The organism is Roseofilum sp. (assembly GCF_982964205.1).
In genome coordinates, this window is the sequence record NZ_CEZBFX010000048.1 from 1 (window position 1) to 26,536 (window position 26,536).

General features: G+C 45.1%; 19 protein-coding genes and 4 pseudogenes. 12 read left to right on the top strand and 11 right to left on the bottom strand.

Features of this window, described 5'->3' with window-relative positions; genetic code table 11:
- Positions 1–55: 55 nt before the first annotated feature.
- Positions 56–352: pseudogene (locus AC3A14_RS13320) on the bottom strand (IS701 family transposase); the annotation flags it as partial.
- Between the two features lie 508 nt (positions 353–860).
- On the opposite strand from AC3A14_RS13320, the gene AC3A14_RS13325 reads away from it, so the two are divergent.
- Positions 861–3,590, top strand: coding sequence for a CHASE2 domain-containing protein (locus AC3A14_RS13325; RefSeq protein WP_318733217.1), 2,730 nt, complete (start codon positions 861–863; stop codon positions 3,588–3,590).
- Positions 3,591–3,648: 58 nt separating this feature from the next.
- Here the strand turns inward: AC3A14_RS13325 and purQ are convergent, their stop codons facing one another.
- Positions 3,649–4,317, bottom strand: a complete 669-nt coding sequence (gene purQ, locus AC3A14_RS13330) for a phosphoribosylformylglycinamidine synthase subunit PurQ (RefSeq protein ID WP_318733216.1) — start codon at positions 4,315–4,317, stop codon at positions 3,649–3,651.
- Positions 4,318–4,330: 13 nt separating this feature from the next.
- On the bottom strand, positions 4,331–4,588 hold the full coding sequence (gene purS / locus AC3A14_RS13335; RefSeq protein ID WP_271941042.1) for a phosphoribosylformylglycinamidine synthase subunit PurS: 258 nt from the start codon (positions 4,586–4,588) through the stop codon (positions 4,331–4,333).
- Between the two features lie 124 nt (positions 4,589–4,712).
- Between purS and AC3A14_RS13340 the strand changes: the two genes are divergently transcribed.
- From AC3A14_RS13340 to AC3A14_RS13360, 5 genes and pseudogenes are all read left to right on the top strand, one after another.
- Positions 4,713–5,258 (top strand): peroxiredoxin, encoded by a 546-nt coding sequence (locus AC3A14_RS13340; RefSeq protein ID WP_413038598.1) that lies wholly within the window; start codon positions 4,713–4,715, stop codon positions 5,256–5,258.
- Between the two features lie 134 nt (positions 5,259–5,392).
- Positions 5,393–5,602, top strand: coding sequence for a type II toxin-antitoxin system HicB family antitoxin (locus AC3A14_RS13345; RefSeq protein WP_318733214.1), 210 nt, complete (start codon positions 5,393–5,395; stop codon positions 5,600–5,602).
- Positions 5,595–5,732 (top strand): annotated as a pseudogene (locus tag AC3A14_RS13350) (type II toxin-antitoxin system HicA family toxin); the annotation flags it as partial. The gene AC3A14_RS13345 and the pseudogene AC3A14_RS13350, both read left to right, overlap by 8 nt.
- A gap of 88 nt (positions 5,733–5,820) precedes the next feature.
- On the top strand, positions 5,821–6,369 hold the full coding sequence (locus AC3A14_RS13355) for an NUDIX hydrolase (RefSeq protein ID WP_318727686.1): 549 nt from the start codon (positions 5,821–5,823) through the stop codon (positions 6,367–6,369).
- Positions 6,370–6,460: 91 nt separating this feature from the next.
- A complete protein-coding gene (locus tag AC3A14_RS13360; RefSeq protein WP_318733213.1) occupies positions 6,461–8,341 on the top strand; it encodes an ABC transporter ATP-binding protein in 1,881 nt (626 codons plus the stop codon).
- A 316-nt stretch (positions 8,342–8,657) separates the two neighbouring features.
- On the opposite strand, the gene ppc is transcribed toward AC3A14_RS13360, so the two are convergent.
- Together ppc and AC3A14_RS13370 are read right to left on the bottom strand one after the other, a co-directional pair.
- Positions 8,658–11,756: a phosphoenolpyruvate carboxylase gene (ppc, locus tag AC3A14_RS13365; RefSeq protein WP_318733212.1), complete on the bottom strand. Its 3,099-nt coding sequence runs from the start codon at positions 11,754–11,756 to the stop codon at positions 8,658–8,660.
- Between the two features lie 289 nt (positions 11,757–12,045).
- A complete protein-coding gene (locus AC3A14_RS13370) occupies positions 12,046–12,288 on the bottom strand; it encodes a hypothetical protein (protein WP_318733211.1) in 243 nt (80 codons plus the stop codon).
- Between the two features lie 350 nt (positions 12,289–12,638).
- Between AC3A14_RS13370 and AC3A14_RS13375 the strand changes: the two genes are divergently transcribed.
- Positions 12,639–15,791 carry a hypothetical protein gene (locus tag AC3A14_RS13375; protein WP_318733210.1) on the top strand — a complete coding sequence of 1,051 codons (3,153 nt, stop codon included), beginning with the start codon at positions 12,639–12,641 and terminating at the stop codon, positions 15,789–15,791.
- Here AC3A14_RS13375 and AC3A14_RS13380 read toward each other — a convergent pair.
- Positions 15,781–17,244: a tetratricopeptide repeat protein gene (locus AC3A14_RS13380; protein WP_318733209.1), complete on the bottom strand. Its 1,464-nt coding sequence runs from the start codon at positions 17,242–17,244 to the stop codon at positions 15,781–15,783. The genes AC3A14_RS13375 and AC3A14_RS13380 overlap by 11 nt on opposite strands.
- Positions 17,245–17,410: 166 nt before the next feature.
- Here AC3A14_RS13380 and AC3A14_RS13385 point away from each other — a divergent pair, with 166 nt between their 5' ends.
- The 5 genes from AC3A14_RS13385 (at position 17,411) to AC3A14_RS13405 (ending at position 24,222) form a co-directional block, all read left to right on the top strand.
- Positions 17,411–18,508, top strand: a complete 1,098-nt coding sequence (locus tag AC3A14_RS13385) for a hypothetical protein (RefSeq protein WP_318733208.1) — start codon at positions 17,411–17,413, stop codon at positions 18,506–18,508.
- Positions 18,509–18,815: 307 nt separating this feature from the next.
- Positions 18,816–21,557: an SUMF1/EgtB/PvdO family nonheme iron enzyme gene (locus tag AC3A14_RS13390; RefSeq protein WP_318733207.1), complete on the top strand. Its 2,742-nt coding sequence runs from the start codon at positions 18,816–18,818 to the stop codon at positions 21,555–21,557.
- A 233-nt stretch (positions 21,558–21,790) separates the two neighbouring features.
- Positions 21,791–22,069, top strand: a complete 279-nt coding sequence (locus AC3A14_RS13395) for a hypothetical protein (RefSeq protein WP_318698201.1) — start codon at positions 21,791–21,793, stop codon at positions 22,067–22,069.
- The gene (locus AC3A14_RS13400; RefSeq protein WP_318733206.1) at positions 22,069–22,485 is read left to right on the top strand and encodes a putative toxin-antitoxin system toxin component, PIN family; all 417 of its coding nucleotides are present in this window, start codon (positions 22,069–22,071) and stop codon (positions 22,483–22,485) included. Before AC3A14_RS13395 ends, AC3A14_RS13400 begins: the two co-directional genes overlap by 1 nt.
- Positions 22,486–22,704: 219 nt before the next feature.
- Positions 22,705–24,222 carry an MBOAT family O-acyltransferase gene (locus tag AC3A14_RS13405; RefSeq protein WP_318733205.1) on the top strand — a complete coding sequence of 506 codons (1,518 nt, stop codon included), beginning with the start codon at positions 22,705–22,707 and terminating at the stop codon, positions 24,220–24,222.
- Positions 24,223–24,549: 327 nt separating this feature from the next.
- On the opposite strand, the gene AC3A14_RS13410 is transcribed toward AC3A14_RS13405, so the two are convergent.
- From AC3A14_RS13410 to AC3A14_RS13430, 5 genes and pseudogenes are all read right to left on the bottom strand, one after another.
- Positions 24,550–24,894, bottom strand: a complete 345-nt coding sequence (locus AC3A14_RS13410) for a XisI protein (protein ID WP_487779024.1) — start codon at positions 24,892–24,894, stop codon at positions 24,550–24,552.
- Positions 24,882–25,298 carry an element excision factor XisH family protein gene (locus AC3A14_RS13415; RefSeq protein WP_487779025.1) on the bottom strand — a complete coding sequence of 139 codons (417 nt, stop codon included), beginning with the start codon at positions 25,296–25,298 and terminating at the stop codon, positions 24,882–24,884. Before AC3A14_RS13415 ends, AC3A14_RS13410 begins: the two co-directional genes overlap by 13 nt.
- 99 nt (positions 25,299–25,397) lie before the next feature.
- Complete coding sequence (locus tag AC3A14_RS13420; RefSeq protein WP_318733345.1) at positions 25,398–25,739, bottom strand: XisI protein; 342 nt, start codon at positions 25,737–25,739, stop codon at positions 25,398–25,400.
- Positions 25,740–25,747: 8 nt separating this feature from the next.
- Positions 25,748–26,134: pseudogene (locus AC3A14_RS13425) on the bottom strand (element excision factor XisH family protein).
- A gap of 92 nt (positions 26,135–26,226) precedes the next feature.
- Positions 26,227–26,451, bottom strand: a pseudogene (locus tag AC3A14_RS13430) (element excision factor XisI family protein); the annotation flags it as partial.
- Positions 26,452–26,536: the final 85 nt, after the last annotated feature.

Consider the following 26,536-nt stretch of genomic DNA (forward strand, 5'->3'; position numbering starts at 1 on the left):
TCCCACTGTGAGGGAACCGAACAATCTCCTTGAACTTTAGCACTTTTTATCTTCTTAAGGCTTCTAGGGTTTTTCTTAATCTCCGGTTTCTTAATTCCTTGACAGACCCGGGGGAATTGGCTATAAAATGGTGTAAGGATTGAGGCGAGTTGATGCCAACTACTTTAGCTATTTCCGGAAAGGACTTTCTGGGGATAGGAGAAATAATTCCTAAATGTAAGTATTTAAAATATTCATAACTTCTCACCTCACCAAACATCTCTTGATAAGAGTCACAATATTGATCAACAACTGACACCCTAGTGTCCGGCGATCTGGGCAAATGTTTTAAGATCTGTAACTCTACATCCATTGATCTATCTCGCTTTTAGCTATTGATACTCTATTTTATTCTATCTTCATTCTCGGAGAGTGACAGAAGAGGGTTAATCGCTAATGTTCTACCGGAAGAGTGGGCAGATTTATAGACTCAAGGTCATACAGTGTTACTCACTAGGGAATAGGTTTGGTAAATTGCAAGATATACTAACTGCCAAGGCAGTTATTGTATAAAAAAATACTTAAAAGAGGGAAGACGCTTAAAAGCGAGACGGTATAACTCTATAAGCAATAGATCCTGTAATATTTGAAAAAATTTAACTGGTTATAAGGCTTACACTCCATAGATTGTTTAGCCAAAGAAAATCAACACTCGAAGGCATAAAGCCACAATAATCTATGGCATTCGATGTGAAAAGAACTGTGATATTTGGCTTTTGGCAGTAAACTGGAAGATACGATCAACATGAAATGATTAACCATCTATAGAGCCTCAAGAGAAACTGATGGTGGCAAAAGTCCTTAATTGGTAGGTTGAAGGAATGTGGGCAAAGTTGAGCAGTATAATCAAGCGACGGGGTAAAGTCTGGCTCACTGCTACTAGCATGACTGTAGCGATCGTTGGTGTGCGGCTTACAGGGGTATTGCAACCTTTAGAGCTGGCGGCATTCGATCAAGGGTTTCGCTTGCGTCCTGTAGAAGCTAGAGACGATCGCATTATCATTGTTGGCATTAATGAGACGGATCTGCAAACTGTGGGAACTTGGCCGGTTTCGGATGCCATCTTAACAACATTATTACAAAAAGTAAAAGCTCAAAATCCTAGCGTCATCGGGTTGAATTTATACCGTAACTTGCCCGTTGAGCCAGGTTATGAGGATTTAACCGCTCTATTTCGAGAGACTTCCAACTTAATTGGGATTGAAAAAGTAGTGGGAGAAAGTGATGGGTTGGAGATCGCCCCCCCTCCCGTCCTTGCTGAACTCAGTCAAATTAGTGCCAATGACTTCCCCTGGGATGTGGATGGTAAAATTCGCCGAGGGTTCCTCTATCTTGATGATGCTCAAGGCAATACCATCTTGAGCCTAGGCTTTCGTTTAGCCATGTCATACTTAGAAACCCACGATATTTCCCCAACAATTACCGAAGACTTTCAGATTACCCTAGGTGAAGCCAGCTTTTATCCCTTTTCCGGCAATGATGGGGCCTATATTCGCAGCAATGATGCCGGTTACCAGATTATCTTAAATTATCGAGGTAAACCAGGCAGTTTTACCACAGTTTCCTTGATGGATGTCCTAGAAGATCGAATTCCCGAAGATTTAATGCGCGATCGCATTATTTTAATTGGTTCCACCGCTAAAAGCTTAAAAGAATCGGTCTTAACTCCCTATAGCAATGAGATTCGAGGCATTCCTCAAGCTATGGCAGGAGTAGAAGTAAATGCTAATTTAATCAGTCAGATCGTCAGTGAGGCTATGAATGGTCGGTTATCCATAAAAAGTTTGCCCGATATCTGGGAATATCTGTGGATTTTTTCTTGGTCAATCATCGGCGCACAATATATTAGTCAATGGCGGTTAATTGACGGTATTGCTAAACTTTATATTTGGCGAACTATCCTCTGTTTTATCATCAGTGCTGCCAGTATTATTAGCATCAGCTATCTTCTCTTTCTCTACGGCTGGTGGATACCGATGATTCCCTCTGTTTTAGGCTTAACTAGCTCGGCATTGCTTGAAACCAGCTATACCCTCTGGAGTAATCTGAGAAAATCCCAACAACAACTACAAGATTATTTACACACTTTAGAATTAAAAGTTGCCGAACGTACCCAAGAATTACAAGCCGCTAAATTAGCAGCAGATGATGCCAATAAAGCCAAAAGTGAATTTCTCGCCAACATGAGTCATGAGCTGCGCACCCCCTTAAATGGGATTCTCGGTTATAGTCAGCTTTTAGGTCGAGACTCCAGCTTGAATTCTCAGCAGATTAATAACATCAAGATTATTAACCAATGTGGTACACATTTACTCAACTTAATCAATGATATTCTTGATTTAGCCAAAATTGAAGCCCGCAAAATGGACTTAAATCCTATGGATGTTCATTTTCAATCCTTTTTACTTGGAGTCGCTGAAATTTGCCGTATCAAAGCAGAACAAAAGAATATTGAGTTCATCTATAAAACTGATGATGAATTGCCAGAAAATCTATTTTTCGATGAAAAACGACTCAGGCAAGTTTTAATTAATTTAATTGGTAATGCTATTAAGTTCACCCATCAAGGAGGTGTTATTTTTCATGTTTATCACCGGATACCCATAATTGATTTAGATTCTAATTCTACAATTTACCCCCTAGATTTTACCATTGAAGATACTGGCGTAGGAATGACTCCTACTCAATTGAATACTATTTTTTTGCCTTTTGAGCAAGTGGGGAGTAAAAGTCAAAATGCAGAAGGAACAGGCTTAGGTTTAGCAATTACACAGCAAATTATTGATTTAATGGGAGGGGAAATAAAAGTAACCAGCAAGCTGGGGCAAGGGAGTAAATTCCAGCTTCACCTTGACTTAAAAAGCCATCATAAGTTTAGTCATAAAGCTAAACATTTCCGAGACAATCCCATTCACGTTAAAGGAAAACCACCTCGTATTTTAATTGTTGATAATCGCTGGCAAAATCGTGGAATTCTCTGTGAAATATTATCGCCGTTGGGATTTGAATTGGCTGAAGCAGAAAATGGTCAACAAGGTTTAGAGATGGTAGAAAAATTGAATCCAGAATTAATTATTAGTGATGTGGGGATGCCGGTAATGGATGGATTAGAGATGATTCGTCATTTACGGCGATCGCCTCAATTTGAAAAGACGATTATTTTAATTTCATCGGTGCGAGCATTTGCGTCCGATCGAGATCGATTTTTACAGTCAGGGGCTAATGATATTTTGTCTAAACCGGTTCAAATTGATGAATTGTTAGATAAATTGGAACATTATTTGCAGCTAGAATGGATTTATGAAACTCACGATATAGAAACTAAGGTACATAATTCTGCGATGATTCCGGAACAAAAAACACCGGAATCTACTGAATTAAAACAATTACACTATGCGGCTAAAATTGGCGATATTGAAGGAATAAAAGCGGAGCTAGGCCGAATTCGACAACTCGATTCAAGTTATCAAGATTTTGTTAAGCAATTGGAAGAAATGGCGGCGAATTTTGATGTGGAAAGGATTGAAGATATTTTGCAAAAATATGTCTAGTATGGGTCATATTGTAAGGTGGAGAATTCCCACCCCACCTCTATCTTCATTGTTGATTTTAACTATTCATTCTCTCCAAAAGTCCCTTAAACAGAGCTAATCCATCGGTTCCTCCTAAAACTGGATCGCTGGCGCGCTCGGGGTGGGGCATCATACCCATGACATTGCCGTTCTGATTGGATATTCCAGCAATATCATTGAGGGAACCATTGGGATTTTCACCGACATAGCGGAAGAGAACTTGCTGATTTTCTTCGAGTTGATTAAGCGTTTTGGAATCGGCATAATAGCGCCCTTCGCCGTGTGCAATGGGGAGGGTAACGCTCCGATCTTTGACGTATAAATGGGTAAAGGGAGTTTGATTGTTTTCTACTTTCAAGGTGATACGATCGCACACAAAGTGCAGTCCTTGATTGCGCGTTAAGGCTCCCGGTAATAATCCCACCTCAGTTAACACCTGAAACCCGTTGCAGATACCAAAGACGAGCTTACCTTGGTTGGCATGTTCAACGATCGCCCCCATAATGGGAGAAAATCGGGCGATCGCCCCACAGCGCAAATAATCTCCATAGCTAAATCCCCCCGGTAGTACCACCACATCCACATCATCTAATGTCGTTTCTTGATGCCAAATTAACCGGGTTGGACAACCTAACACATCGCGCAATACATACACCATATCGCGATCGCAGTTAGAACCAGGAAAAACCACCACCCCAAACTTCACGATGCTTTCCCCCCTACTCTGGAATTAAATCAAAACGATAATTTTCAATCACGGGATTGGCTAACAGGCGATCGCACATTTGATCGAGTTGCTCCTGAGCCTCCTGTTCTCCCTCCGCTTGCAGTTGTAAATCAATATATTTACCAATTCTCACCCCTTCTACGGTTTCATATCCCAATTCTTTTAAGCCCGACTCCACCGCAACCCCCGCTGGATCGAGAACGGAAGGGCGTAGGGTGACAAAAATTTTCGCACGATAGGTTTGAGCCACGATTGACTTGCCTTTAGGGTACACCACTTTTAAGAGTACACCCCCTGTCCTCAGAAAGAAACTGCTACAGTGTGCAATTGAACTCCTAATTCAACATAATTCAACATACATCCCCATGAATCCATTGAATCGGCGATCGCTCTTACGGCTGATCCTCACCAGTTTCCTCCTTCTGGCACTCTCCTTACCCTTCGGAGCGCCCACCTTCGCCCTAGGGGGTAAACTCCCCGAAATCGGACAACCTGCCCCCTCCTTCCAACTACCCACCAATACCGGAGAAGGGGAAATTTCCCTTTCTGATTATCAAGGACAATGGATCGTGGTTTACTTCTACCCTGCTGACTTTACCCCGGGCTGTACCCTAGAAGCCCGGCGTTTTCAACAAGATTTACCAGAATACTTAGAGCGCAATACCCAAATTTTAGGTATTAGCGCTGATGATATTAAATCCCATGCTGATTTTTGCGACAGTGAAGGGTTAAAATTCCCCCTACTTGCCGATACCACTGGGGCAGTGAGCAAAGCCTATGGTTCCTGGTTACGGTTTATCTCCATGCGCCATACGTTTATTATCGATCCCGATGGTATTCTCCGCGCCACGTTTACCAGCGTTCGTCCTGCCATTCACTCCCAAGAAGTTCTCACCCGTTTGGACGAGCTGCAAGCCTAATTAACTGTTTGATTACAGATAATCTTGCACCGTATCAACCGATAAGGATAGGATTTGGGCGATCGCCTCAGTAGCAATGGGACTTGATGCTGAGGCGATCGCCACTACGATGATTGGCTAAAAGAGGTAGTATTATGAACAGTCGTCACTTAACTGTAATTGTCTATAAAGAAAATAACCTGTATATTGCCGAATGTCCAGAAGTCGGTACAGTAGATCAAGGAGAGACCATAGAACAGGGGATCGCCGGTTTAAAACAAGCCACACAACTCTATTTAGAAGAATTTCCCCTCCCGAAAACTTCACCTCGCTTTGTGACTACCATTGAGGTTAACTATGCCTAAGTTACCACGAATTTCTAGTAGAGAAGCAATTCGGGCGCTTGAGCATTTAGGTTTTGAAGTTGTTCGTCAAACGGGAAGTCATATTGTTATGAAACAGACAACCTTTAGAGGCAATTGCCCCCAACCCCTACCCATTTTTAATTTTTATATTGATCTAACTTGCTCTTCCTCTAAGACTGTGGCAAGGTTTGAAACAGACTCTAACCATACACCCAACCATGCCGTTGCAACCGGAACCCGCAGAAAAAATCCAACAACGCTTCTTCTACCAAGGACGTAAATTCAGCTTCGAGGGCGCAACCCTGCGCCTTCCCAATGGCGTTGTCGGTGACTGGGAATGCATTCATCATCCTGGAGGCGCTCTTGCTGTACCCGTCACCCCAGAAGGAAAATTAGTCCTGGTGCGTCAATACCGCTTTGCAGCACAGGGACGACTGCTTGAATTTCCCGCTGGAACCGTAGAAGTGCATGAAGATCCCGCCGAAACCATTAAACGGGAAATTGAAGAAGAAACCGGATATCGAAGTCATAAATGGCGTAAACTGGGTGAATTTTTTCTGGCTCCTGGCTATTCCGATGAAATTATTTATGCCTTTTTAGCCGAAGATCTCGAACTCTTGCCTAACCCTCCCGAGCAAGACGAAGATGAAGATATAGAAACGGTGTTAATGACTCCGCAAGAATTAGAACAAGCCATTGTAGACGGGGAACAAGTCGATGCCAAATCCATTTCCGCCTTCGTTTTAGCCCGTCCCTTCCTCCGCTAAGGAGGTAGGCTAAAGTATTTGTAAAATAGCCAGCAGTATCCAATTACTCATTACTCCCATTACCCATTACCCGGGTGAAGCGCTATAACCTATGACTTCTCCTCCCCCTTCCCTAGAGAAACCCCGCCGTAAACAAAATGACTGGCAGCTTTTAATGCGACTGGCTCCCTATGCTCGTCGCCATGGAAAATTGCTGACAGCATCCTTAATCCTTTTATTGCCTCTGTCGTTGGCTGGCGCAGTTCAGCCTTTGATTATTGGACAAGCGGTTTCTAAACTTAAGAGCGAACCCACTTGGGCTATTTTAGATACCTTATCAGTATCTACCAGTATTAATCTCTTAGGGGGTTTGCTTCTGGTTACGATTCTCTTTCGCCTCCTATTTGCTGGCGTACAAGGGTTTATGATTCAAAAGGTGGGACAACAGTTAACCGCAGATATTCGCGATGATTTATTTGACCATGTTACTGCCTTAGCTGTTAAATTTTTTGACCGCACTCCCGTCGGGAGTTTGATTACCCGGTTAACCAATGACGTGGAAGCCCTCGGAGAGGTCTTTTCCACGGGAGCGATCGGCATTATCAATGATATTGTCTCCATTATGGTTATTGGTGTAGTGATGTTTCGCCAGCAATGGCAACTGGCGCTTCTGTTAATTGGTCTACTGATTCCTGTCACCTTACTGATTATTTATTTTCAACAGCAATATCGAGCTGCCAACTATATCGCTAGAGAAGAACTCTCCAAACTCAACGCCCAATTCCAAGAAAATATTATCGGCATCGATGTCGTCCAACTCTTTCGCCGCGAGCGGTTTAATCAAGAACTCTTTCGTAAAAACAATCAACGGTTTATTGAAGCCATTGATAAAACCATCTTCTATGATTCCGGAGTTTCTGCGACCTTAGAATGGATTGCCCTCGTCGCCGTTGCTGGCGTTCTCGGTTTAGGCGGAATGCTCATTCTACAAGATCAACTCACGTTTGGTATCCTCTCTGAATTTATCCTCTTTGCACCTCGTTTTTTCGACCCCCTGCGGCGGTTCGCGGAAAAATTCACCATGTTTCAATCGGGATTTACAGCCATTGAACGGATTCATGAACTTATGAGTCAACCCATTGATATTCGCGATCCAGAAGTCGAAAAACGCCAAAATCTACAAGTAGGGGTAGATTCACTCAGATCTGCCTTGGAAAAGGAAAAACTCGCTCAATCCCCCACTACAGAACTATCGGAGCTAAAAATAGGTGAAATTCGCTTTGAAGAAGTTTGGTTTGCTTACAAAAAAGATGAATTTGTGATTAAAAATCTAGATTTTACCATTCGCCCTGGTGAAAAAATTGCCCTTGTCGGACCAACTGGAGCCGGGAAAAGTTCCGTGATTCGATTGTTGTGTCGCCTCTATGAACCCACCTATGGACGGATTTTAGTCGATGGTATTGATATTCGCCATTTACCTCAGCAAGAGTTGCGCCGTCATTTAGGCGTGATTTTACAAGATGGATTTCTATTTTCTGGAGATGTAAAAAGTAATATTGCCCTGGGTGAATCCTATCCGTTATCCCAAATTCAAGCAGCGGCAAAACTGACTAATATTGACCGCTTTATTGAAGAGTTGCCCCAAGGATATAACACCCAATTACGAGAAAGAGGCACAAATTTATCCAGCGGACAAAAACAGTTATTAGCCTTTGCGCGAGTCGCGATTCGCAATCCGAATATCTTAGTTTTGGATGAAGCAACATCAAGTTTAGATGTGGGAACGGAAGCTTTAGTCCAAGAAGCCCTCGATCAGCTTTTAATCAATCGTACCGCCATTATTATTGCCCATCGTCTATCCACCATTCGCAATGTAGACCGAATTTTTGTCTTAAAACAGGGGGCTTTAGTGGAAACAGGAACCCATGAATCTTTATTAGCTCAAAAGGGATTATATGCGAGTTTGTATCAGTTGCAAATGTTGGGGACTTGAAGATAGACTTTAGCTATAATTTATGAAAATGGTAGAATACGAACTCTTAATTTAGATTCATTAATGGTTACTATAGCGCTTCGCGCTAGGCTCTCTAGCAATAGGCTTGCTTTGCAATAGCTTGTATGGCTTAGGTTCTAAGGCTTAAAGCTGTACCTCATAGAAGAGAGAAACGCTATAATGCTCCAGATTCTAGGAAATCTCTGCTTTTCTCAATGGCTGAAATAACAATATTTTCTAAGTGACTCGACAGCGCAAAGCGCCATAACGTCCTGAGAGTGGAGGAGAGAGAAAACCTTCTCTCCTCATAGGGGGATCAACCCGTGTTTCGCATTCCCGCAGCAATGCCGTTAATGGTGAGCAGAGCGCCTCGCAATAATTCGCCCTTACTATAGCGAGAAATCACGCCCGATGAGCCACTGGTATTATGTTGACGTAGGCGGCTTAAGAGGGAGACTTGTAACATGCCTAATGGAATGATCGTACGATTGCGTAACTGAACCGATCGCTGAAGTATGGGGTCTCCATCCAAAAGTCTCTCATGATTCGTAATCGCCAGAATCACTTCACGAGTGCGATAGAACTCCTCTTTGATTTGTTCAAACACCAGTTCGAGTCTCCCTAACTCCTCCTGGGGACAAAGTTTTTCCAGGTAGTGCCTAGAAATATGCAAATCTACCTTAGAAAGGGTCATTTCTACTTTCGAGACTACCATCTTGAAGAACGGCCATTTAGCATAGAAATATTGCAGCAGTTTCAGATGTTGTTGGGGTTCTTGATCGATAAATTCCTGAAGAGCCGCCCCTACTCCATACCAACTCGGCAGTAAATACCGAGCCTGAGTCCAGCTAAACACCCAAGGAATGGCTCGCAGTCCCGAAAGACCTTTCTTTTTACCTCCACGACGAGCAGGACGGGAGCTGATTTGCAGTTGACTAATTTCCTGGATGGGGGTGGCGTAGTGGAAGAAGTCGAGAAAATCGGGTTGTTCGTAGATCAGAGAACGATAGTGCGATCGCGCCTTAATCGCCAATTCTTCCATAATCTCATTCCAGGGGTCAATATCATCAAACCCACTGCCGAGGACTCCCGCTTGCACCACTGCGGAGGTAATCGTTTCCAGGTTATACAGGGCCAACTCCGGTAAAGAATATTTAGAGGCTAACACCTCTCCCTGTTCGGTTATTTTAATCCGTCCATTAATACTACGGCTCGGTTGGGCTAAAATCGCTTCATAGGCTGGCCCGCCCCCTCGACCGACAGAACCCCCGCGACCATGGAAAATCCGTAATTCTACTCCAAATGGAGTGCCGACTTGCTCTAGTGCTTTCTGGGCCTTATGAATTTCCCAGTTACTACTTAAGAAACCCGAATCTTTATTGCTATCGGAATAACCAAGCATGATTTCTTGTAATGCTGGTTTTTGCTCTTTTAAGGCTTCATATCCACCAGAAATGGAAGCTCGATAGGGGAGTAATTCAAACAGTGCTTGCATCACTATTGGCGCTCGTTTGAGGTCTTCGACGGTCTCAAAGAGGGGAACTACTTGTATCGTACTCACACCAGTGGCTGGATCGTAAAGTCCGGCTTCTTTGGCTAACAGCAGGACTTCGAGAATATCGCTGACATCATTGCTCATGCTGATGATGTAAGTTTGACAGATTTCCCGGCCAAATTCCTGTTGCAGTTGACGCACCATGCGTAGGGTTTCGATGGTTTCACAGGTTGTTTCCGAAAACGGTAATTCTCCTGGAATCAGGGGTCGCAAGGTTTGCAGCTCTGTCGCTAACCATTCAACCCGTTCTTCTTCGCTCAGGTCGTCATAGGATTGGGGTAGAATCCGCAAGTATTGGATAATTTCGTTAATGGCGCTGCTATGGCGAGAACTTTCTTGACGGATGTCTAAATGGGCAAGTTTAAACCCGTAAATTTCGACTTGGCAAATGAGATCTTCAAGTTCCCGACAATAAAAACCGGTTTCGGTTAGGGAGCGATGAATCAGTTGCAGTTCTTTCAGGAAGTCTTCACTAGAGGAATAACTGTGCGGGGTGAGGTTACTTTCGGGAAACTTGGGTCTACCGTCTTGGCCAATTAGGGGCCGATGGGTGACTTGAATTTCGGATTGCAAGTTGCGATCGCGAGTTTCTTCTAATCGTTTTAGAATATACGACAACTTTAGACGATAGGGTTCCTGGCGATAGCGAATTGATAGTTGCTCATAAACCACGGGAATCTGCTGCTGGTCTTGCTCTAAGGATTCTAATAGCTCGGGTAGCACATCGCTCCAGTGCAAGGATAAACTCAGGATATCCGTTAAGTATTTAATCGAAGTAATGTACTTTTCTAACACCAGGTTTCGTTGATAGCAAGCTGTTTGCCACGTCACTGAAGGGGTGACGGATGGGTTGCCATCTCGGTCCGATCCCACCCAAGACCCAAAGGTACAAAAGTTATATTGAGGAGGAGTTAAGTTGGGGAATGTGTCCTTGAGGGCCTGCTTAAACCTCTGATAGAGTTTGGGAATGGCATCAAACAGAACTTCCCCAAAGTAGTGGAGGGTATAATCAACTTCATCTAAGACCCTAGGCTTAAATTGATGCAATTCATCGGTACGCCACCAGAGGCGAATTTCTTGGCGTAGTTGTTCGGTTTTTTCATTGATTTTGTTGGCTACAGCCGAGGGAATGGAGGCAGAATTGCCCTTAGTCGCCACTAATCCTTCTTCCCATTGATCCAGTTGTTGCAGCAATTTAGCGATCCGCCGTTGCTTATCCCGAATGGTATGGCGAACAATTTCCGTTGGGTGAGCGGTAAAGACTAAGCGGACATCGAGTTGATTAATCAACGATTGAATCTGTCCGGGAGGCACATTCAGTTCTTTGAGTTTGGGAAACAGAGAATGAAATGTTCCTAAGTCACGACGGATTTTACTGAGATTACCACTCCAAGGTTTGGGTTGAAAATGTTCTGGAGGGGAGAGTTCTTCTGGTTCACTTGAATCTAAGGAAGGGTTAGCAGATGTAGGGGAATCCCAATATTGCTGTTGTTGGCCCCTTTGCTCATAATGCTGTTCAACGATATTAATAAGTTGGAAATAGAGGGCAAAGGCTCGAGTTGCCCGGATGGAGGCGTTCAAATCTAAGTTTTCAATTAAGGCTTGGGTTTGGGTGTTGACCACATTAGGGGCTTGACCTTCTGGGGAGCAGAGGGTACGCATTTCCCTGATTAAGGTGATTAGCTCACTGCCACATTCTTGTTGGAGTACTGACTCCCACAACTGTTCGACTAATTTCAGACGCTGACGCAACAGCAACTCAGAGGTCAGAGTCGCCACGACTTCATTGGAGGAGGAGGGCGAACTATTAGCTGATAGGTTACTCAAGTTAGGGTTTGAGGGGTGAAGTGTTGAACTCATCGAATTCTGATCCAGCTAGTGATACTCAACCATTCTAGGGGGTGAAGGTTGCTTTGACGGGAGTGATAATCGATCAGTGAATCGATCAATAGACTTCTTGCAGAAGTCAGGCAAAAGACGATAGTCATAGCGGAATATATGATTACTGCATTACTATTTCGTTTTCTGCCCACTGATGCAAGAGGTCTCAATATTTCGCGGGCGGTTGGTCTGCTTTTGATTGTCAAGGGGAGATGGAGAACAAACTGTCTATAACGAACAGTTTTCCCTACAAGAGTGGTTTACGTTTCTAGGTTTCTGGATTCGGTTCGGATGAAGTCTGGGGAGGTTCAGTGAGTAAGGGTAGGCGATCGCCGCGAAAAATCTCTTCTGAGTCTCGACCGACTTGCTGCCAGAATTGGCTCACATTCTTTAAGGCTAAGAGGCCAACCACCACGGGCAGGGTTGATAAACTTAAGAGGATAGAGACCCCTTCACTAGAAACGGCAGGGGAAGACTCTCGATCGGATTCAAGGGAGTTAGAAGGTTGCATATTTTTTTTGTAAAGCGATATAAAGTGTCTAGGGAGCAAGCCCAATCCCATGAATTGGATTATGGGGTTTGATCTCCCAACTCATGCCGTTCTAATGGCATCCAATTCGCTCAGTCTATCCTGAAAAAGTGGCTTGATCAAAGCATAATCCCCTATTCCATCCCATTGTGTAATACCATGCATGGAGACTGGTTTGATAGCAACCGCTAAAGCCGTTAGGACAGGTTTGAATCCTGAAACCTAGCTCCCATGATCTGTTGCCTATTGCTTCGTGCCTATTCCCTACTCCCTAGCGTTTAACGCTATAACTCTTCCCACTCCCCCTTGATGTCATCTTCCCTATGCCGCCCATGAATTCTACTCACACAATCGGGACTTGGACAAGTTTATCCCAATGGGCCCAAGATCGGATTGGGCCAGAGGTGGGAAAAGTGAAAGTCCGAGTACGGGGTAATATTCTCCATATTCTTTGTGAAAGCGCTCCCCATTCTCCTTCGCAAGATTGGGTGGAATCGAGTTTAATTGAAGGACTATCGGAGATTTCCCTAGATCGTTTACTGCCAGACGATCAACCGCCAATTTACCAAATCTGGATTTATGGTCGGGTGAGCGGGCCGAATTATCCAGAGTGGACGAAACAAATTGATTTGAATAAGCTGGCGATCGCCTCTGTTCCTAATCCGAGCGATTATGGCGATCTCCCGCCAGAAAACTCCCCTCAGCCCCGAGGAGAACGACCTACCCCAACGCCAGAAAACGGACGTTCAGTAGCTGCGGCGGCGGTTGCTGACCCCATTGAGACTAGCTCTGGAATGGGGATGGTGGTCTCGAATCGTAATTTAGCGGCTGAAGGTAATCCCCATGCGATCGCCCGTTACCTCAGTGAGAGTCTCAGTCCTCTGGGGATTGGAGTTAAGGTTAAGGTGAAAACCCTGAAGCGCTACAATCAACTGGATACTCCCTTTAAGCGGCTCCATGTGGGTATCTATAGCAACTATAGTCCCGATTCCAGCTTACTGGGGCCGAAAATTGCCGGGCAATTGCGGGAATTAGAGCTATCCGGATTTCGGGATGCGGCGATCGCCTGTCAAGTTCATGGCGAACCTTCCCCAGATTGGGTGTTGCTGGTAGATCTGACTCCCCGCTCGGTGATGCTCCGTCAATGGGCGCGATGGGGAGATGTCCCGGCAATTAATCGCCTGATTGACCAAATATTAGCCCCAGAAACCCAACTGCATATCTCTGCTATTCTCAAAGAATCTACCCTACACCTGTTTTGTCGGGGGACAACAATTCCCCAGCAAGACCTGGTCATCCAAAAGATTCAAAGTTTACTCAATGCGATCGCTCCCCAAGGCATTCATGCCGCCACAATCTACGGTCACCTGAATAATAAATCGACCCCGGCTTGGGTGGATTGGCTGGATCTGCCCGCCAAAAGCGACCCAGATTTGCATCCCTCCACCCTAGAATTAGCCCAAAAGGGTCGTCAAGTCGCCCTACAATTTCTGCTGAATCGACTGCTCAACCCAGAAATTGAGCAACAACTCAGCACTGGAGGAATTCGGATTCAAATTCTGCTCAAGCAAGACCTCTTGCATGTGATGAGTGATGCTCCGGTTTGCCCCAATCAACGGCAAGTCGCTCCCCTAGTGGCGAAATTCTTGCGTCAACTGAAAATTCCGGCTATTGCTGGCGTGCGGGTTTATGGACGCAGAGCGGGTCAAAAACTGCCCCGTTGGAACTATGGGGTTGACTTTAAGTCCAGAAAACGCTTGGTTCCGGAAGCGCCCCCAGAATTCGCCGCTAGTAGCGCCTATGTGGGCGATCTAATTGCCCTCGATCGCGCTCCCCATCGCTGGCAAGATTCTCCTTCCTCAGTGAGTTCAGAGCCTCACCCTTCTTCAGTAGCTGTGCAGGAAACGGAGGATCGATCGGCTTCACCCCAGCAGACAGATCCAGCTTCTCCCCCTCAACCTTCGGTTGCCCCGAAGAAGAAGCGTCCGAAAATCTCCTTAGTACAATACTGTCAACAAGCGTTAGTCAGAAGTGGACTTTTGGCTCCTGATGCCCAACCTGCCGCCATTGAAGGCACGCTTGCTCCCTATTCCCCCACTGCCTATTCCCCACTGCCAACTCCTCCATCGAATCCGAGTTGGAGGGATCGCCTAACTCCTCAACTGATGATTGCCCTGGTTTGGTCAGCTCTGGGGCTATTGCTAACGTTGGAAATTGATTGGTTATTGGGGTATAAATTAACCCAATTAGCGAGTCCAAATTCCTCCAGTGCGGCGATCGCTCCAGGCTATTTGAATTTAGGCACAGATCCAGCCAATGCCAGTGATGAGAGTGTGTTAGGAGATCGGGAGGCGACATCAGAGGAGTGTGTAGATAGTTCCTGTTTAAGTCCTCCGTCTCCCTATCCCACGTTTAATAATCAACTGATTGATGAACATTTGGGGCGCTATCATGCCTTGATGTTAGAATCGGGTACGCCTGATGTGATGATTATTGGCTCATCCCGTGCCCTGCGAGGGATCGATCCGCAGCAACTGCGAGAGGATTTGGCCGATCGCGGCTATGCGGATGTGAGTATTTATAATTTTGGGATTAATGGGGCAACCGCTAAGGTGGTGGATTGGGTGATTCGGGAATTGTTGACTCCCGAACAGTTGCCGAAAGTAATCATTTGGGCGGATGGGACCAGGGCGTTTAATAGCGGACGGGAGGATCTAACTTATGAGGCGATCGCCGCTTCTGAAGGATATCAACAGTTACAAGCACAAACCTTAACCCGGCCGGAGTATGGTACACCTTGGTCTGGAAATTCATCACCCCAGACTTCTGAGGATAACGATCTGGGTTTACAGCGCTTTTCTATTACCCAGAGCTACGAACAAGCTAATGATTGGCTTGAAGCCGGTTTGGGGTCGTTGTCTGCGGTGTATCCCCAGCGCGATCGCCTCCATAACCAGATTCAGACCACCCTTTCTCAGATTTTACCGGAAGATACCTCACACCTGACCCGGGTAGAAGACCCGGAAATGCTACAACCGGCGATTCTCAATCCGGATGGGTTTCTGCCTTTCAAAATTGAGTTCGATCCCAATACCTACTATGAGAATCATCCTCAAGTCTCTGGGGCTTACGATCGCGATTATGAGTTCTTTAGTTTAGAGGGCGAACAGGATGAAGCTCTTAGAAATACAATGGCTTATACCCAAGACATGGGCGTGAGTTTGATGTTCGTCAATATGCCCTTAACAGATGTTTATTTAGATCCAGCCCGCACAGCCTTTGAATCCCAGTTTCAGGACTATCTTCGCACCCAACAAGCCTTGGGTTTACAGGTTCAGGATTGGATCTTGCTCTGGTTGGGGGGAGAATACGGTTATTTTTCCGATCCGAGCCATCTGAATCGTTATGGCGCTGAGGCGATCGCCACCGAATTGGCTGAAAATACTGAGATTGACTGGACAAAACAATTAAAAATCAAAAATTAGGTCTAGGGCAAAGGGAATGGTAATCGTGGATAATGGCGATCGCCACTTGATGCTGTTTGCCATAAATCCTCAATGCTTTTTCTTGTGCTTTTTCGGACAAAATTTCCGCACTGGGGCGATCGCCTAAAAACACATGCACAGCAGCTAAATCTGCCATCAGCAACGGGAATAGGGGATGCTCGTGATAGCGAAACTGACTGGCCAAATCTAGAGCCTCTTGCCACAACTGTCGGGCCCTTTCATAATGGCGTTGTTTAGCGTTAATTTTGGCCAGTCCTCGCAGACATTCTGCAATGGCGATGGCGTTGTGTTCCTGGCGATCGCCCGCTAGTTCCAGCGCTCTGCTGAAGTTATCTTTAGCACCGATAAAATCCTGGTGTTGCAAACACAATTCCCCTTGTAACTGCAAGCCACGAGCCAAGGAAAACGGGCGATCGTCCCACAGATCCAGGGCGGTTTGTAAATGCTCCGTGGCTAAGGCATACTGGCCTTGGTGGATATAAAGCAATGCTAGACTATGGTGAGTTGCGCCTAGATCGGGGTGGCGATCGCGCGAGCGATACGGAGCATTATCGCCCCAAACTTCCCTCCGACCTTGCAAAACTTGTAGATAATAATACTCTGTCTTTGAGTAATCCTCACAGCGAAAATACCACACCCCCAAATAATGACAACCATTCGCCGCCGTCAGTTGTCCTGAATTCAAACAGGCTTCAAACCGAGGAAGCGCCAAATCCAACTGATTCGTTGCCAAATAAAACTTACCCAAATTCAACGTCAGCATTGGCTCAATCATCTCATCTAAAACCCCATCCCGATCCAGAGCAGAAGCCATAATTTGCACAAAAGGAGCAATACATTCGCAATGAGAAGGCGTAAACTCGCTTAAATCACTCGGGAACAGCTTAATCGCCTCATATAAATACTCTAAAAGTTTCTGCTGCGTCTCTCGCACTAGGGGATTAACCGGTTCTGATTTGCTCACCTGAGACTGCTCTTGAGCGCGTTTATCCCATTCCCCACCAGAAGCAAACAACCACCTCAGATTATCGGCTATTTCCGTCGGTGCATAGTGCAGCCTTAACCTAAACTGGCGAGTCGGCGAACTGCGTGGAGACCTCTTTTCCTCATCCGTCAACCCCAACCGCTCCCTCCCCATATCCGTCAGTGTATCCCGCAACCCTTCCCTCTGCACCTTCGCAGAACCCAATTGGCGAAACAGCTTTACGCTCCCCTTCTTCGCCGGAAAATCCGGTTGTTCGCCATAGAACTCAATCAAATCTAATAGCGCAGCAGGAGTCCCCCGCACAAAAATCCCGTAATTCTCAGTCCTTAAACGCACCTTTTCCCCAGATGAAGAAAACGCCCCCTGATTCACCTCACACAACAGAGCAGCCACCAGCATCTCCGCACAAGCTTTACGTTTCGGGTTTCGATATTGGGGACGCGGCATTAATAATTAACAATGAATAATTAACAATGGATTTTTCCCAAGCTCCATACCTTACAGTGTAAGCCTTTGAGGGAAATTTTGCCCAAATGAGTCAGCCCTCCTTTCCCAAGCCATTAAGATCGGCGTATAGATATTTCCCCATTCCCTATTCCCTAAATTACCCACCATGAACACTTACCCCGACGACAGTAGCCAATCTTCACAACTCGATACCCATTACGACACCACTCCAGATTACAATCCAGACTTCAATTCCACCCTACCGGATACCAGCCTACCGGAACCCGAACCCTATCCCCACCAGTGGCAACCCCACAGTTGGGACTATAGCACCACCAGCTTGCACAGCGATCCTACATCCAGGAGCGATCCAGACACCTATAGCACCTATGACAAGCAAACCGATCGTTGGAACCATGACCATTATGACCCCAATCGAGACCAGTCCTTGGTTGTCGGACATCCAGCCGAAGAAATGAACGACTGGCACGAGCAGCAAACTGATTATAGTTGTGGAATTGCCGCGCAGCAATCGGCGATCGAGCACCTCACCCACCACCACTACTCAGAAGCTCAACTGAGCCACTATGCCGAACAGCAGGGTTGGTACGACTCCGCTCATGGAACCCATAGTGAGGACTTTGGCAAACTTTTGGCAGATCAAGCTCACGTTCCTGTCGAGAGCCATGTGGGGGCAAATTTAACCGAAATCAGCACCAAATTAAGCCAGGGTGAAGAGGTTTTTGTTGGGGTTAGTTCCACCGTCGAATGGTTGCCAGAAATCATTGACCCCCATTTACTCGCAGGACAACCCGCCGACCATATTGTACAAGTGATTGGCGTAGAAATTGACCCGCAAACCTTGCAACCGACCCATGTCATTGTCAATGATTCCACTTCACCCGAAGGGCGCGGTGTAGAAATTCCCGTCGAGCAATTTCAAGTCGCCATGGATGCCAGTCATGATTACATGGCATCTACAGAAATGCACAATCAACCCTCTTGGTTTACCAGCCATTTAGGAAACACTGAATCCATGACCTTTGGCTGCAAGATTACCTACTGGGATTATGACCATAGAGTTTCGCTTGATGGCAGTAAAGTTGGCACGTATAAAGGCAACAGTTTCTATTGGAATAATGGCAATGTTGCCGGGAATTGGAATTGCAATAACCATCATGCCTACACCGCTAATGGACAAGATTTAGGCTATGCCCAAACCTGGAAAGATGCCGCCTTGTTAATCTACAAGCAAAATAAGTAAAAATAAAAAACAATCCACCGTAGGGGCGGGTTATACCCAAATCTAGAAATCTCACCCAAAACCTCCCTAAACCCGCCCCCACCCTCTCGGAAAACCACGAAAAATGGTGCGTTATATCAAATGCTTAAATGGTTGCTACTTTCTGTGTACTGTAGAGACATGGTGGGGGAGGGCGGGTTTACAAAAATAGTTGTCAGTCTACAAAATTTAGGTATAACCCGCCCCTACAGATATCTGTAGCGTAAATAAATAGATTTGATATTACATTTCATTAACGCACCCGACAAAACTATCGGAGGAAATCATCATGAAATCACTACCTGGAAAACAAGGATTATTGCAAAAATTTGGAAATTGGGCTAAATCTGTTGTCTTTCCCACTAAAGCCATAATCGATAACCGAACAGAAAATACTGAAATTATGGCTGCCAATCAACGGGAGATTGCTGAACAGCAACAAAAAATCCAATTGGAAGGCTTGAAATTGCAATATGTGCTGCAAGAGCAACGGCGCGAACATGAAGCGGAGCAAGCCGCATTATCGCGAGACTTTCAAAGAAAACAAGCCGAACTCTCCAGGGAACATCAAGAAGCTCTGACTCGATATATTCAGGACTCCGAAAACCGCAGGTTAGCTTCCCGCATTGAACATGAACGCTGGCTAGAAGCGCAACGGCAACAACTGCAACGGGAATTGCAAAAAAGCCAGCAGGAATTCAGCCTGTTTATGGCGTTCTTGACGGCTAAAATTAATCGAGATACGGATGAAGAGCGGCGCATTTTAGATAACCAACCTTGGCGGACTCCGCCCAAACCCCTGATGCAATATTATGAGCAATATCGAGACCGGTTGCCAATTCCACCTTTGGTGGTAGTTTCGCCTCCAGATGTGGAATTTGACCGCTATCCGAATGCGGGTTCTGGACTGCCGAGAATGGCGAATGATATTGAGGGAGAATTAAGTCGTTTTCTGGAAAGCCATTATCCGGAACGAGACTCGGAACGCCCGGCGAAACCGATTGCGGGACTCTGGGACACCAACCGGATGAAAGATGGGGCGGCGGTGCTGTCGTTGCATTATCTGTTTGCGGCTGTACCGACGATTATTTTAGAGTCGAAAGTTGCGGGAGATTTGCTCAATTTTTCTCTGTTTTCCTGGGATGCGGGACAATTGGACTGGCAGAAGGAATCGATTTTATTCCAGTTTTCCCACAAGGAATTTATGTATGACGTGCAGCGAGAGTTGGCGCGGGAGTGGGAAGAGAAGAAACAGAAACTGATTGAAGGGGGTTTGGAGGTTAAACGAGCGATTGGTGGTTCTAAGGAAAATGAGTCCAATGAGTTTAACCTCATGCAACTGCTGGAAGAGGAAAAATATGCGGCGCTGGATGTGGAGGTGGCACTAGAATATCGCCCCACGCCTTCGGGTATTATGCGGTTGAAGAAATATCTCAGTCAACTCCATTGTCTCGCCGCAGGGATGGCGCTGGATGACTATCATTTACTGCGTCATGGCGCTGCGCCGAAAATGCCGGAGTTGCTGGCTGAGTTTATTGAGGGGATGCCTGACTATGAGGTGCAACCGCTTCTGGAGATTGTGCTGACTCACTATCAAGCGTTGATAGAAGCGTCGGGTGAAGTGGGGTTTGATGTGCCGAGTTTGCTGTTGGATGTGGCTTTGGCATTCTCGAATTTACCGGATTCTAGCCCGACGCAGCAGTTGATGGAAGTTTCTATTAACCGTTGGCTTTCTCAACGTCAGCTCCCGGCGAGCGGTGAGCCTCTGGAGACTCTAGCTAGTGCCCTGAATATTGCCGATGAGGGGTATGTGGCGAAATTGAATCGCTGTTTGTCGGTGGTGGGAGACTCGCGGCAACTGGATATTGCCCAATCTTGCTATCGTCGCGGGGTGAAGCGTCTGGAAGCGCAGGATTATGAGGGGGCGCGGTATGATTTCGAGCAAACGATTACTCTGGCTCCTCGCGCCATTGCCTATTATCAGCGCGGTTTAGCCTATCGGGGGTTGGGAGAACTCCAGAAGGCAATCACAGATTTAGATAAGGCGGTGAATCTGCAACCGAATCAGGCGAAGTTTCATGAGGCACGGGGGGATGTTTACCGCCAGTTGAATAATATCGAGATGGCGCTGGCGAATTATGGCGAGGCAAAAGAACAGGGGGCGGAAACGGCGGCTCGCAAGTTGGAGGAGTTGCAGCTCTGGTGGACCGATGAGCGCCGGAAGGCGAAGGAAGCAGAGGAAGCCAGGAAACGGGCAAAAGCGGAGCAAAGGAGACGGGAAGAGGAGCGACGGAAAGCGCTGAATATTCCGATTCCGGTTACTTCGACTTCGCTCAGTAACCTTACTTTGGAGTTGGTGTATGTGGAGGGGGGGACTTTCCAGATGGGAGGTACGAAACACGATAATGAAAAGCCCATTCACGCGGTAACTGTGCCAGAGTTTCGCATGGGTAAGTATCCCATCACTCAGGCTCAGTATGAGGCGGTGATGGGGACTAATCCATCTCATTTTAAAGTTGAAGGTGCTAACCGTCCTGTGGAGTGCGTGAGTTGGGATGATGCTCAGGAGTTTTGTAAAAAGCTCTCAGAACTCATTAAGCAACCGGTACGGCTGCCGAGTGAAGCAGAATGGGAGTATGCGGCGCGTGGGGGCAACCGCAGTCAGGATTATGAGTATGCGGGAAGCAATAATCTGGATGAGGTGGGTTGGTATGAGGGTAATTCTGGCAACAAAACCCATCCTGTGGGGGGTAAAAAGGCGAATGAGTTGGGGATTTGTGATATGAGTGGCAATGTTTGGGAATGGTGCGCGGATGAGTGGCATGGCAACTATACAAACGCACCTAACGATGGAAGTATATGGTCAAATAGTGATGAAGGAAATAGTAATAAAAACCGGCTGCTTCGCGGGGGTTCTTGGCTCAACCATTCTGCTTATTGTCGCTCTCGGTATCGTGTCTCGGCTGCGGCGGACTCTAGGCGCAGGCTCTACGGTTTTCGCGTGGTGTGTCCCTTGGCGATGACGACCTAGCCCTTTTCTCTTTATTCCTTTTTTCCTTTACACTTCTTTACTTTTTTCTTTTCTTCCGCCGAAGACCAGAAACCCGGTTTCTTGAAGAAACCGGGTTTCTAGACAGGGGTGGGGGCGGGTTTTTGGGGATAGGATTAGCGATGTGTGATAAAATTGAATCAGTTTATTCACTGCGTCTAACCATCAGGAAAAGCTAGACTCAATTCGAGATCAAATTGCCCCCAATCAGGACAATGGAAAACGCTCAAACCCTTACCATTACCGTCACACCAGAAAAAACGCTGGAACTACCGCCAGAAGTGCAAGCCCGACTCAATCCCGGGGAACAATACTTAGTCTCCATTAGCGAAGAAGCAATTACTTTAACCAAAGCTAAATCAATCCAATCCCCTGCATTTGATTGGCAAAAATGGGAAGCAAACCTCGAAACACAAGCAGATGATTCGGAGAAACTGAGTATAGAAGAAATTTGCGAGATTGTGCGCGAAGTCCGCCAAAATAGAAAAGCTTGATGAAGGTGGTTCTAGATACCAATGTTTGGGTTTCTGCTTGGCTATGGCGTGGTTTACCCGGTCAACTGATTGCTTTGGCAAGAAATCAGCAGATTCATATTTGTAGTTCTCCTGCGTTGTTAGCAGAACTAAAGATGACTTTCAGTTATGAGAAACTGCAACAGAAAATTCAATCTCTAGAGTTTACCCCAGAAGAACTCCTGAGAGGAACAGAAGAATTAGTCACGGTTTATTCTATTTCAGAATTAGATGTCCCCGAATTGCGCGATAGAGATGATCGCGTAGTTTTAGCCACGGCCCTAGCTGCGGAAGCGGATATCATTATTACTGGTGATAAAGATTTATTGGTTTTATTAGAATATCAGCAAATTCTAATTTTGACCGTTAAGGATTTTTTAGAATATTATACTGGGTGATTTCTTGAATTACTTTTTGAGGGTACAAGTGGGGTGGGGGCGGGTTTTGAGGGTTGATGGGTGGGTGTTCTAGATTTGGGTATAACCCGCCCCTACGGGGAATTTAATTGATGTTTATAGATTAAGCATTTATGATGTTGAATATCTATAATTTTAACTTTTAATGATGTTCCCTGTTTCCGTGTCCACCTATTTCTCCATTGTCTCAACCCATAACCGATGAGCTTCACGTCCCTCCTCTATGGTGTATTTTTATTCAGCGTCTGCATCCTCTATTGGTCAAGTCAATCCGGGAAAACGCGGTTTCTGTTACTGGCGATCGCCTCATTAATCTTTTACGCCTCTTGGCAACCCCAATATCTGCCGCTGCTTTTAGCCATGACTTGGGTTAACTATAGTTTAGCCAAAGTCCTAGTTCCCGATTCCGTCCAAGGTTCCCACGGTCAAGATTGGCAGTTATCTAACCAAGAATGGCAGTTCGCCCAAGCGGGTTGGAATCAGCGGCGCTTTTTTATTCTCGTCGTTGGAATCGTCTTAAATGTCTTTCTGTTATTCGGCTTTAAGTACATTCCCTTTGTCCTCGGTTCCGTCGGCGAGATCTGGCAAATCCCCACTGCTACGGCTTCTGCGGACTGGGTGAGTGACAATGTAATCGCTCCCTTGGGACTGAGTTTCTTCTGTTTTGAGGCGATCGCCTATTTAGTTGATGTTTATCGTGGCGCACCTGCTGCTAAAAGTTTTACCAAGTTTGCTGCTTATAAACTCTTTTTTCCCAAGCTAATTTCCGGCCCCATTACCCTGTATCAGCAACTCACCACCCAACTGAGAACGCCTCAATTTCCATCGATCGAAATGTTTACAGAAGGGGTATGGCTGATTGCATTAGGAGCCACGAAAAAAGCCCTGGTTGCTGACCGTTTGGGCATGATTGTAGACCTGAGTTTTACCCACCTCGTCCGTGCCGGAAGTTGGGATTTATGGTTAGCCACCCTTGCCTATGGACTACAACTCTTTTTAGACTTTAGTGGCTATGTCGATATTGTGCGTGGCAGTGCCATTTTACTCGGCTTAACTTTACCAGAAAACTTTGAAGACCCCTATTTTACCACCAGCATTGCCGACTTTTGGCGACGCTGGCACATGACCCTAGGAAATTGGCTGAGAAACTATCTTTATTTTCCCTTGGGAGGCTCCCGTTTAGGATTATTCAGAACTTGTTTCAATTTGCTAATTATCATGTTCATTGCTGGAATTTGGCATGGTGCAGCTTGGGGCTTTATTGTTTGGGGTATTTATCATGGATTAGCCCTTGTTTTCCATCGTTTAATGGATAGTTTATCCAAGCAAAGTCATGCCTTAAAAGCATTTTGGCAAAGTTTACTGGGCACACTATTGGCTTGGGCAATAACCCAATTCATGGTATTTACCGCCTGGATATTTTTCCGTCTCCCCAACTTAAAAGACTCTTGGTTTGCCATTTCCCATTTATTTAGCAAACAGGCCGACCCCCAATTTACCCAGAAAATTTATCTTGATACTCTGGGGATCGATCGCCTACAATTCACCTGGATCTTATTCGCTCTAGTCGGTCTCATGACGCTTCTGTTTTTATTGCAGCGACGCTTGAATTTACAGCTCAATTGGCCCATCAAGTTAGTCTTAATTCCCGTCAGTTTATATTTAGTGTGGTTACTCGCTCCCCAAGGGGCACTACCCTATATTTATTTTGATTTCTAAACAGCGTTTAAGTTGATTTTAGCGATCCCATTCATTATTCTAAAACGTTTCTTCGGCTTCTTTATTATTCTTTATACTGTAAGGTGGAGGCGTTTTTAATTTCGCTCCTAATTGATATCTTAAAAATGAGCATTATAGCGTGAAAAATGGTTTTCCCATTACCCATTACCTATTACCCTTCTGCCGCGCGAAGCGCTATAAATATCTTTTTCTGGCATCTTGGGCTTATGTCGGCTTATGTCTGAGTAGGTGATAGTGCTATTATATCAAAGGCGATCGCCCCCAAACCCCCCTCTCCATTCTCCTTATCCCAGGGAGTATCAGGGTTTAGGAGATCGCAAAGTCCATAAACTTCCGAGTTTCCGGAGAATGAAACGCTAGCACAATGTCTTCTTTCGGTACTCCTTCTCTCAATAACTCAGTCGCAATACCTTCCTCCGTCCAGTCTTCTTCGATATAGATTTTCTCATTTTTGATTCTCACATAAACTGAAATCGCTCTGACTCGCTTTCTGGAAGTCCAACCAATATCAAACCAAAGATATTGATCCCTTTCTTCATCAAAGGATAATATTGTATCTATTCCCTCCAAGTTAGGGGTTTGGCTCGCAATGCGATCGTATTCAGTTAAGATTTTCTTGACTAGGAAGCGATGTTTTTCTAGTTTATCCATTGGACAATCTCCTCATAAGCAAGATCGATAACAATCAACAAGATTTTGTATTCTTCAATAACCAAATCAATACCTTTTTGTTGAAAAAACGTTTCATAAATCCTTTTTTCAATCGCTAGGTAGATACGGTCAGTTGGACGAATTTGGGATAATAGGGTTCGATATAAAATGTATTGTCCTAAAGCACATTGAAATTCATGAATAGCAGAGAGACTTAAAAAGCTTTTAATCTCGACGACAATGTTTGTATCTTCTTTCTGTACAGAAAATAGCTTTTTACCGGCCAGATCGGCAAATAGAGTAAGTCCTTCATATCTAATAGTATAAGGATCGCGAACAATTTCCCAACCATCTTTAATCAAGGCACTCTTAAAGCTTTCATGATAAGTGTCTTTGGCTGGCATTTTCCTCCTATGTGTGAGTTGAGGATACTGGTATTATAGCAAAGGAGATCTTCCCCACACCCTCCTCCTCATTATCCCTATCCCAGGGAGTATCAAGGTTTAGACGATCGCAAATTCTGTAAACTTCCGAGTTTCAGGGGAATGAAACGCCAGTACGATGTCTTCTTTCGGTACTTCCTCACTCAATAACTCAGTCGCAATACCTTCCTCTGTCCAATCTTCCTCTATATAGGTTTTGTCGTTGGTTATTCGTACATGAACGTGAGTATTATTAATTCTTTGTTCATTGACACAATCTATTGACATCCATAGATAGTGGCCTCGATTTTCATCGAAGATTAAACAAGTTTTATATTTCTTTTTCTTGGAGCGATTCGCCAGTTCATTGTATTCAGTTAGTATTGGTTTGATCGGGTCGCCATATTTTCTCAGTTTATCCATTGTATAACTTACTCATTTGTTATATTGACAACTAATAAAGAAACGTGATTTAACTTAACTGCCCCTTGAATAGATTTTCTTTGAAAGAATGTTTGATGATTTTCATCGTTCACTGCCAAGTAAATTTCTTGATATTCATCTTGAGCTAATTGAATCATATTTCGATAAAAAATATATTACCCTAAAGCATTTTTAAAGTCTTTGATTAAGGATCGACTTATGAAACTTTTAATTTCAATAATTATTTTGCGTTGCCTTTGTTCATTTCCTATAGCTAAGTCGGGATAAAGCTCAACATCTTCATATTCAAGAGGATAAGGATCGGCAACAATCGTCTAACCCTCCTTAATTAAAGCATTTTTGACGGTATTGTGGTAAGTGTATTTGGCTGCCATTTTCCTCCTATGTGTGAGTGAGGATACAGGCATTATAGCAAAGGCGATCGCCCCTCCAGACCCAGCGATAGCTCTCTCCCCACTCCACCTCATCAGGCGATCGCAAATTCCGTATACTTCCGCTTCTCCGGAGAATAAAACGCCAACACAATATCTTCTTTCGGCACTCCTTCCCTCAATAACTCAGTCGCAATACCTTCCTCCGTCCAGTCTTCTTCAATATGAATCTTCTCATTTTTGATTCTCACATAAACTGAAATCGCTCTGACTCGCTTTCTGGAAGTCCAACCAATATCAAACCAATTGTATAGGGATCGCGAACAATTTCTCAACCATCTTAATTTTTGTTTTATAAACGGTCTCTTATATTTTGGGTTTAATGAGATAATTGGAGGCGCTTAT

Coding starts and splice junctions, on each gene's coding strand:
- AC3A14_RS13325 (WP_318733217.1), top strand. CDS start 861: ATGTGGGCAAAGTTGAGCAGTATAATCAAGCGACGGGGTAAAGTCTGG.
- AC3A14_RS13345 (WP_318733214.1), top strand. CDS start 5,393: ATGAACAGTCGTCACTTAACTGTAATTGTCTATAAAGAAAATAACCTG.
- AC3A14_RS13355 (WP_318727686.1), top strand. CDS start 5,821: ATGCCGTTGCAACCGGAACCCGCAGAAAAAATCCAACAACGCTTCTTC.
- AC3A14_RS13360 (WP_318733213.1), top strand. CDS start 6,461: ATGACTTCTCCTCCCCCTTCCCTAGAGAAACCCCGCCGTAAACAAAAT.
- ppc (WP_318733212.1), bottom strand. CDS start 11,756: ATGAGTTCAACACTTCACCCCTCAAACCCTAACTTGAGTAACCTATCA.
- AC3A14_RS13370 (WP_318733211.1), bottom strand. CDS start 12,288: ATGCAACCTTCTAACTCCCTTGAATCCGATCGAGAGTCTTCCCCTGCC.
- AC3A14_RS13375 (WP_318733210.1), top strand. CDS start 12,639: ATGAATTCTACTCACACAATCGGGACTTGGACAAGTTTATCCCAATGG.
- AC3A14_RS13380 (WP_318733209.1), bottom strand. CDS start 17,244: ATGCCGCGTCCCCAATATCGAAACCCGAAACGTAAAGCTTGTGCGGAG.
- AC3A14_RS13385 (WP_318733208.1), top strand. CDS start 17,411: ATGAACACTTACCCCGACGACAGTAGCCAATCTTCACAACTCGATACC.
- AC3A14_RS13390 (WP_318733207.1), top strand. CDS start 18,816: ATGAAATCACTACCTGGAAAACAAGGATTATTGCAAAAATTTGGAAAT.
- AC3A14_RS13395 (WP_318698201.1), top strand. CDS start 21,791: ATGGAAAACGCTCAAACCCTTACCATTACCGTCACACCAGAAAAAACG.
- AC3A14_RS13400 (WP_318733206.1), top strand. CDS start 22,069: ATGAAGGTGGTTCTAGATACCAATGTTTGGGTTTCTGCTTGGCTATGG.
- AC3A14_RS13405 (WP_318733205.1), top strand. CDS start 22,705: ATGAGCTTCACGTCCCTCCTCTATGGTGTATTTTTATTCAGCGTCTGC.
- AC3A14_RS13410 (WP_487779024.1), bottom strand. CDS start 24,894: ATGGATAAACTAGAAAAACATCGCTTCCTAGTCAAGAAAATCTTAACT.
- AC3A14_RS13415 (WP_487779025.1), bottom strand. CDS start 25,298: ATGCCAGCCAAAGACACTTATCATGAAAGCTTTAAGAGTGCCTTGATT.
- AC3A14_RS13420 (WP_318733345.1), bottom strand. CDS start 25,739: ATGGATAAACTGAGAAAATATGGCGACCCGATCAAACCAATACTAACT.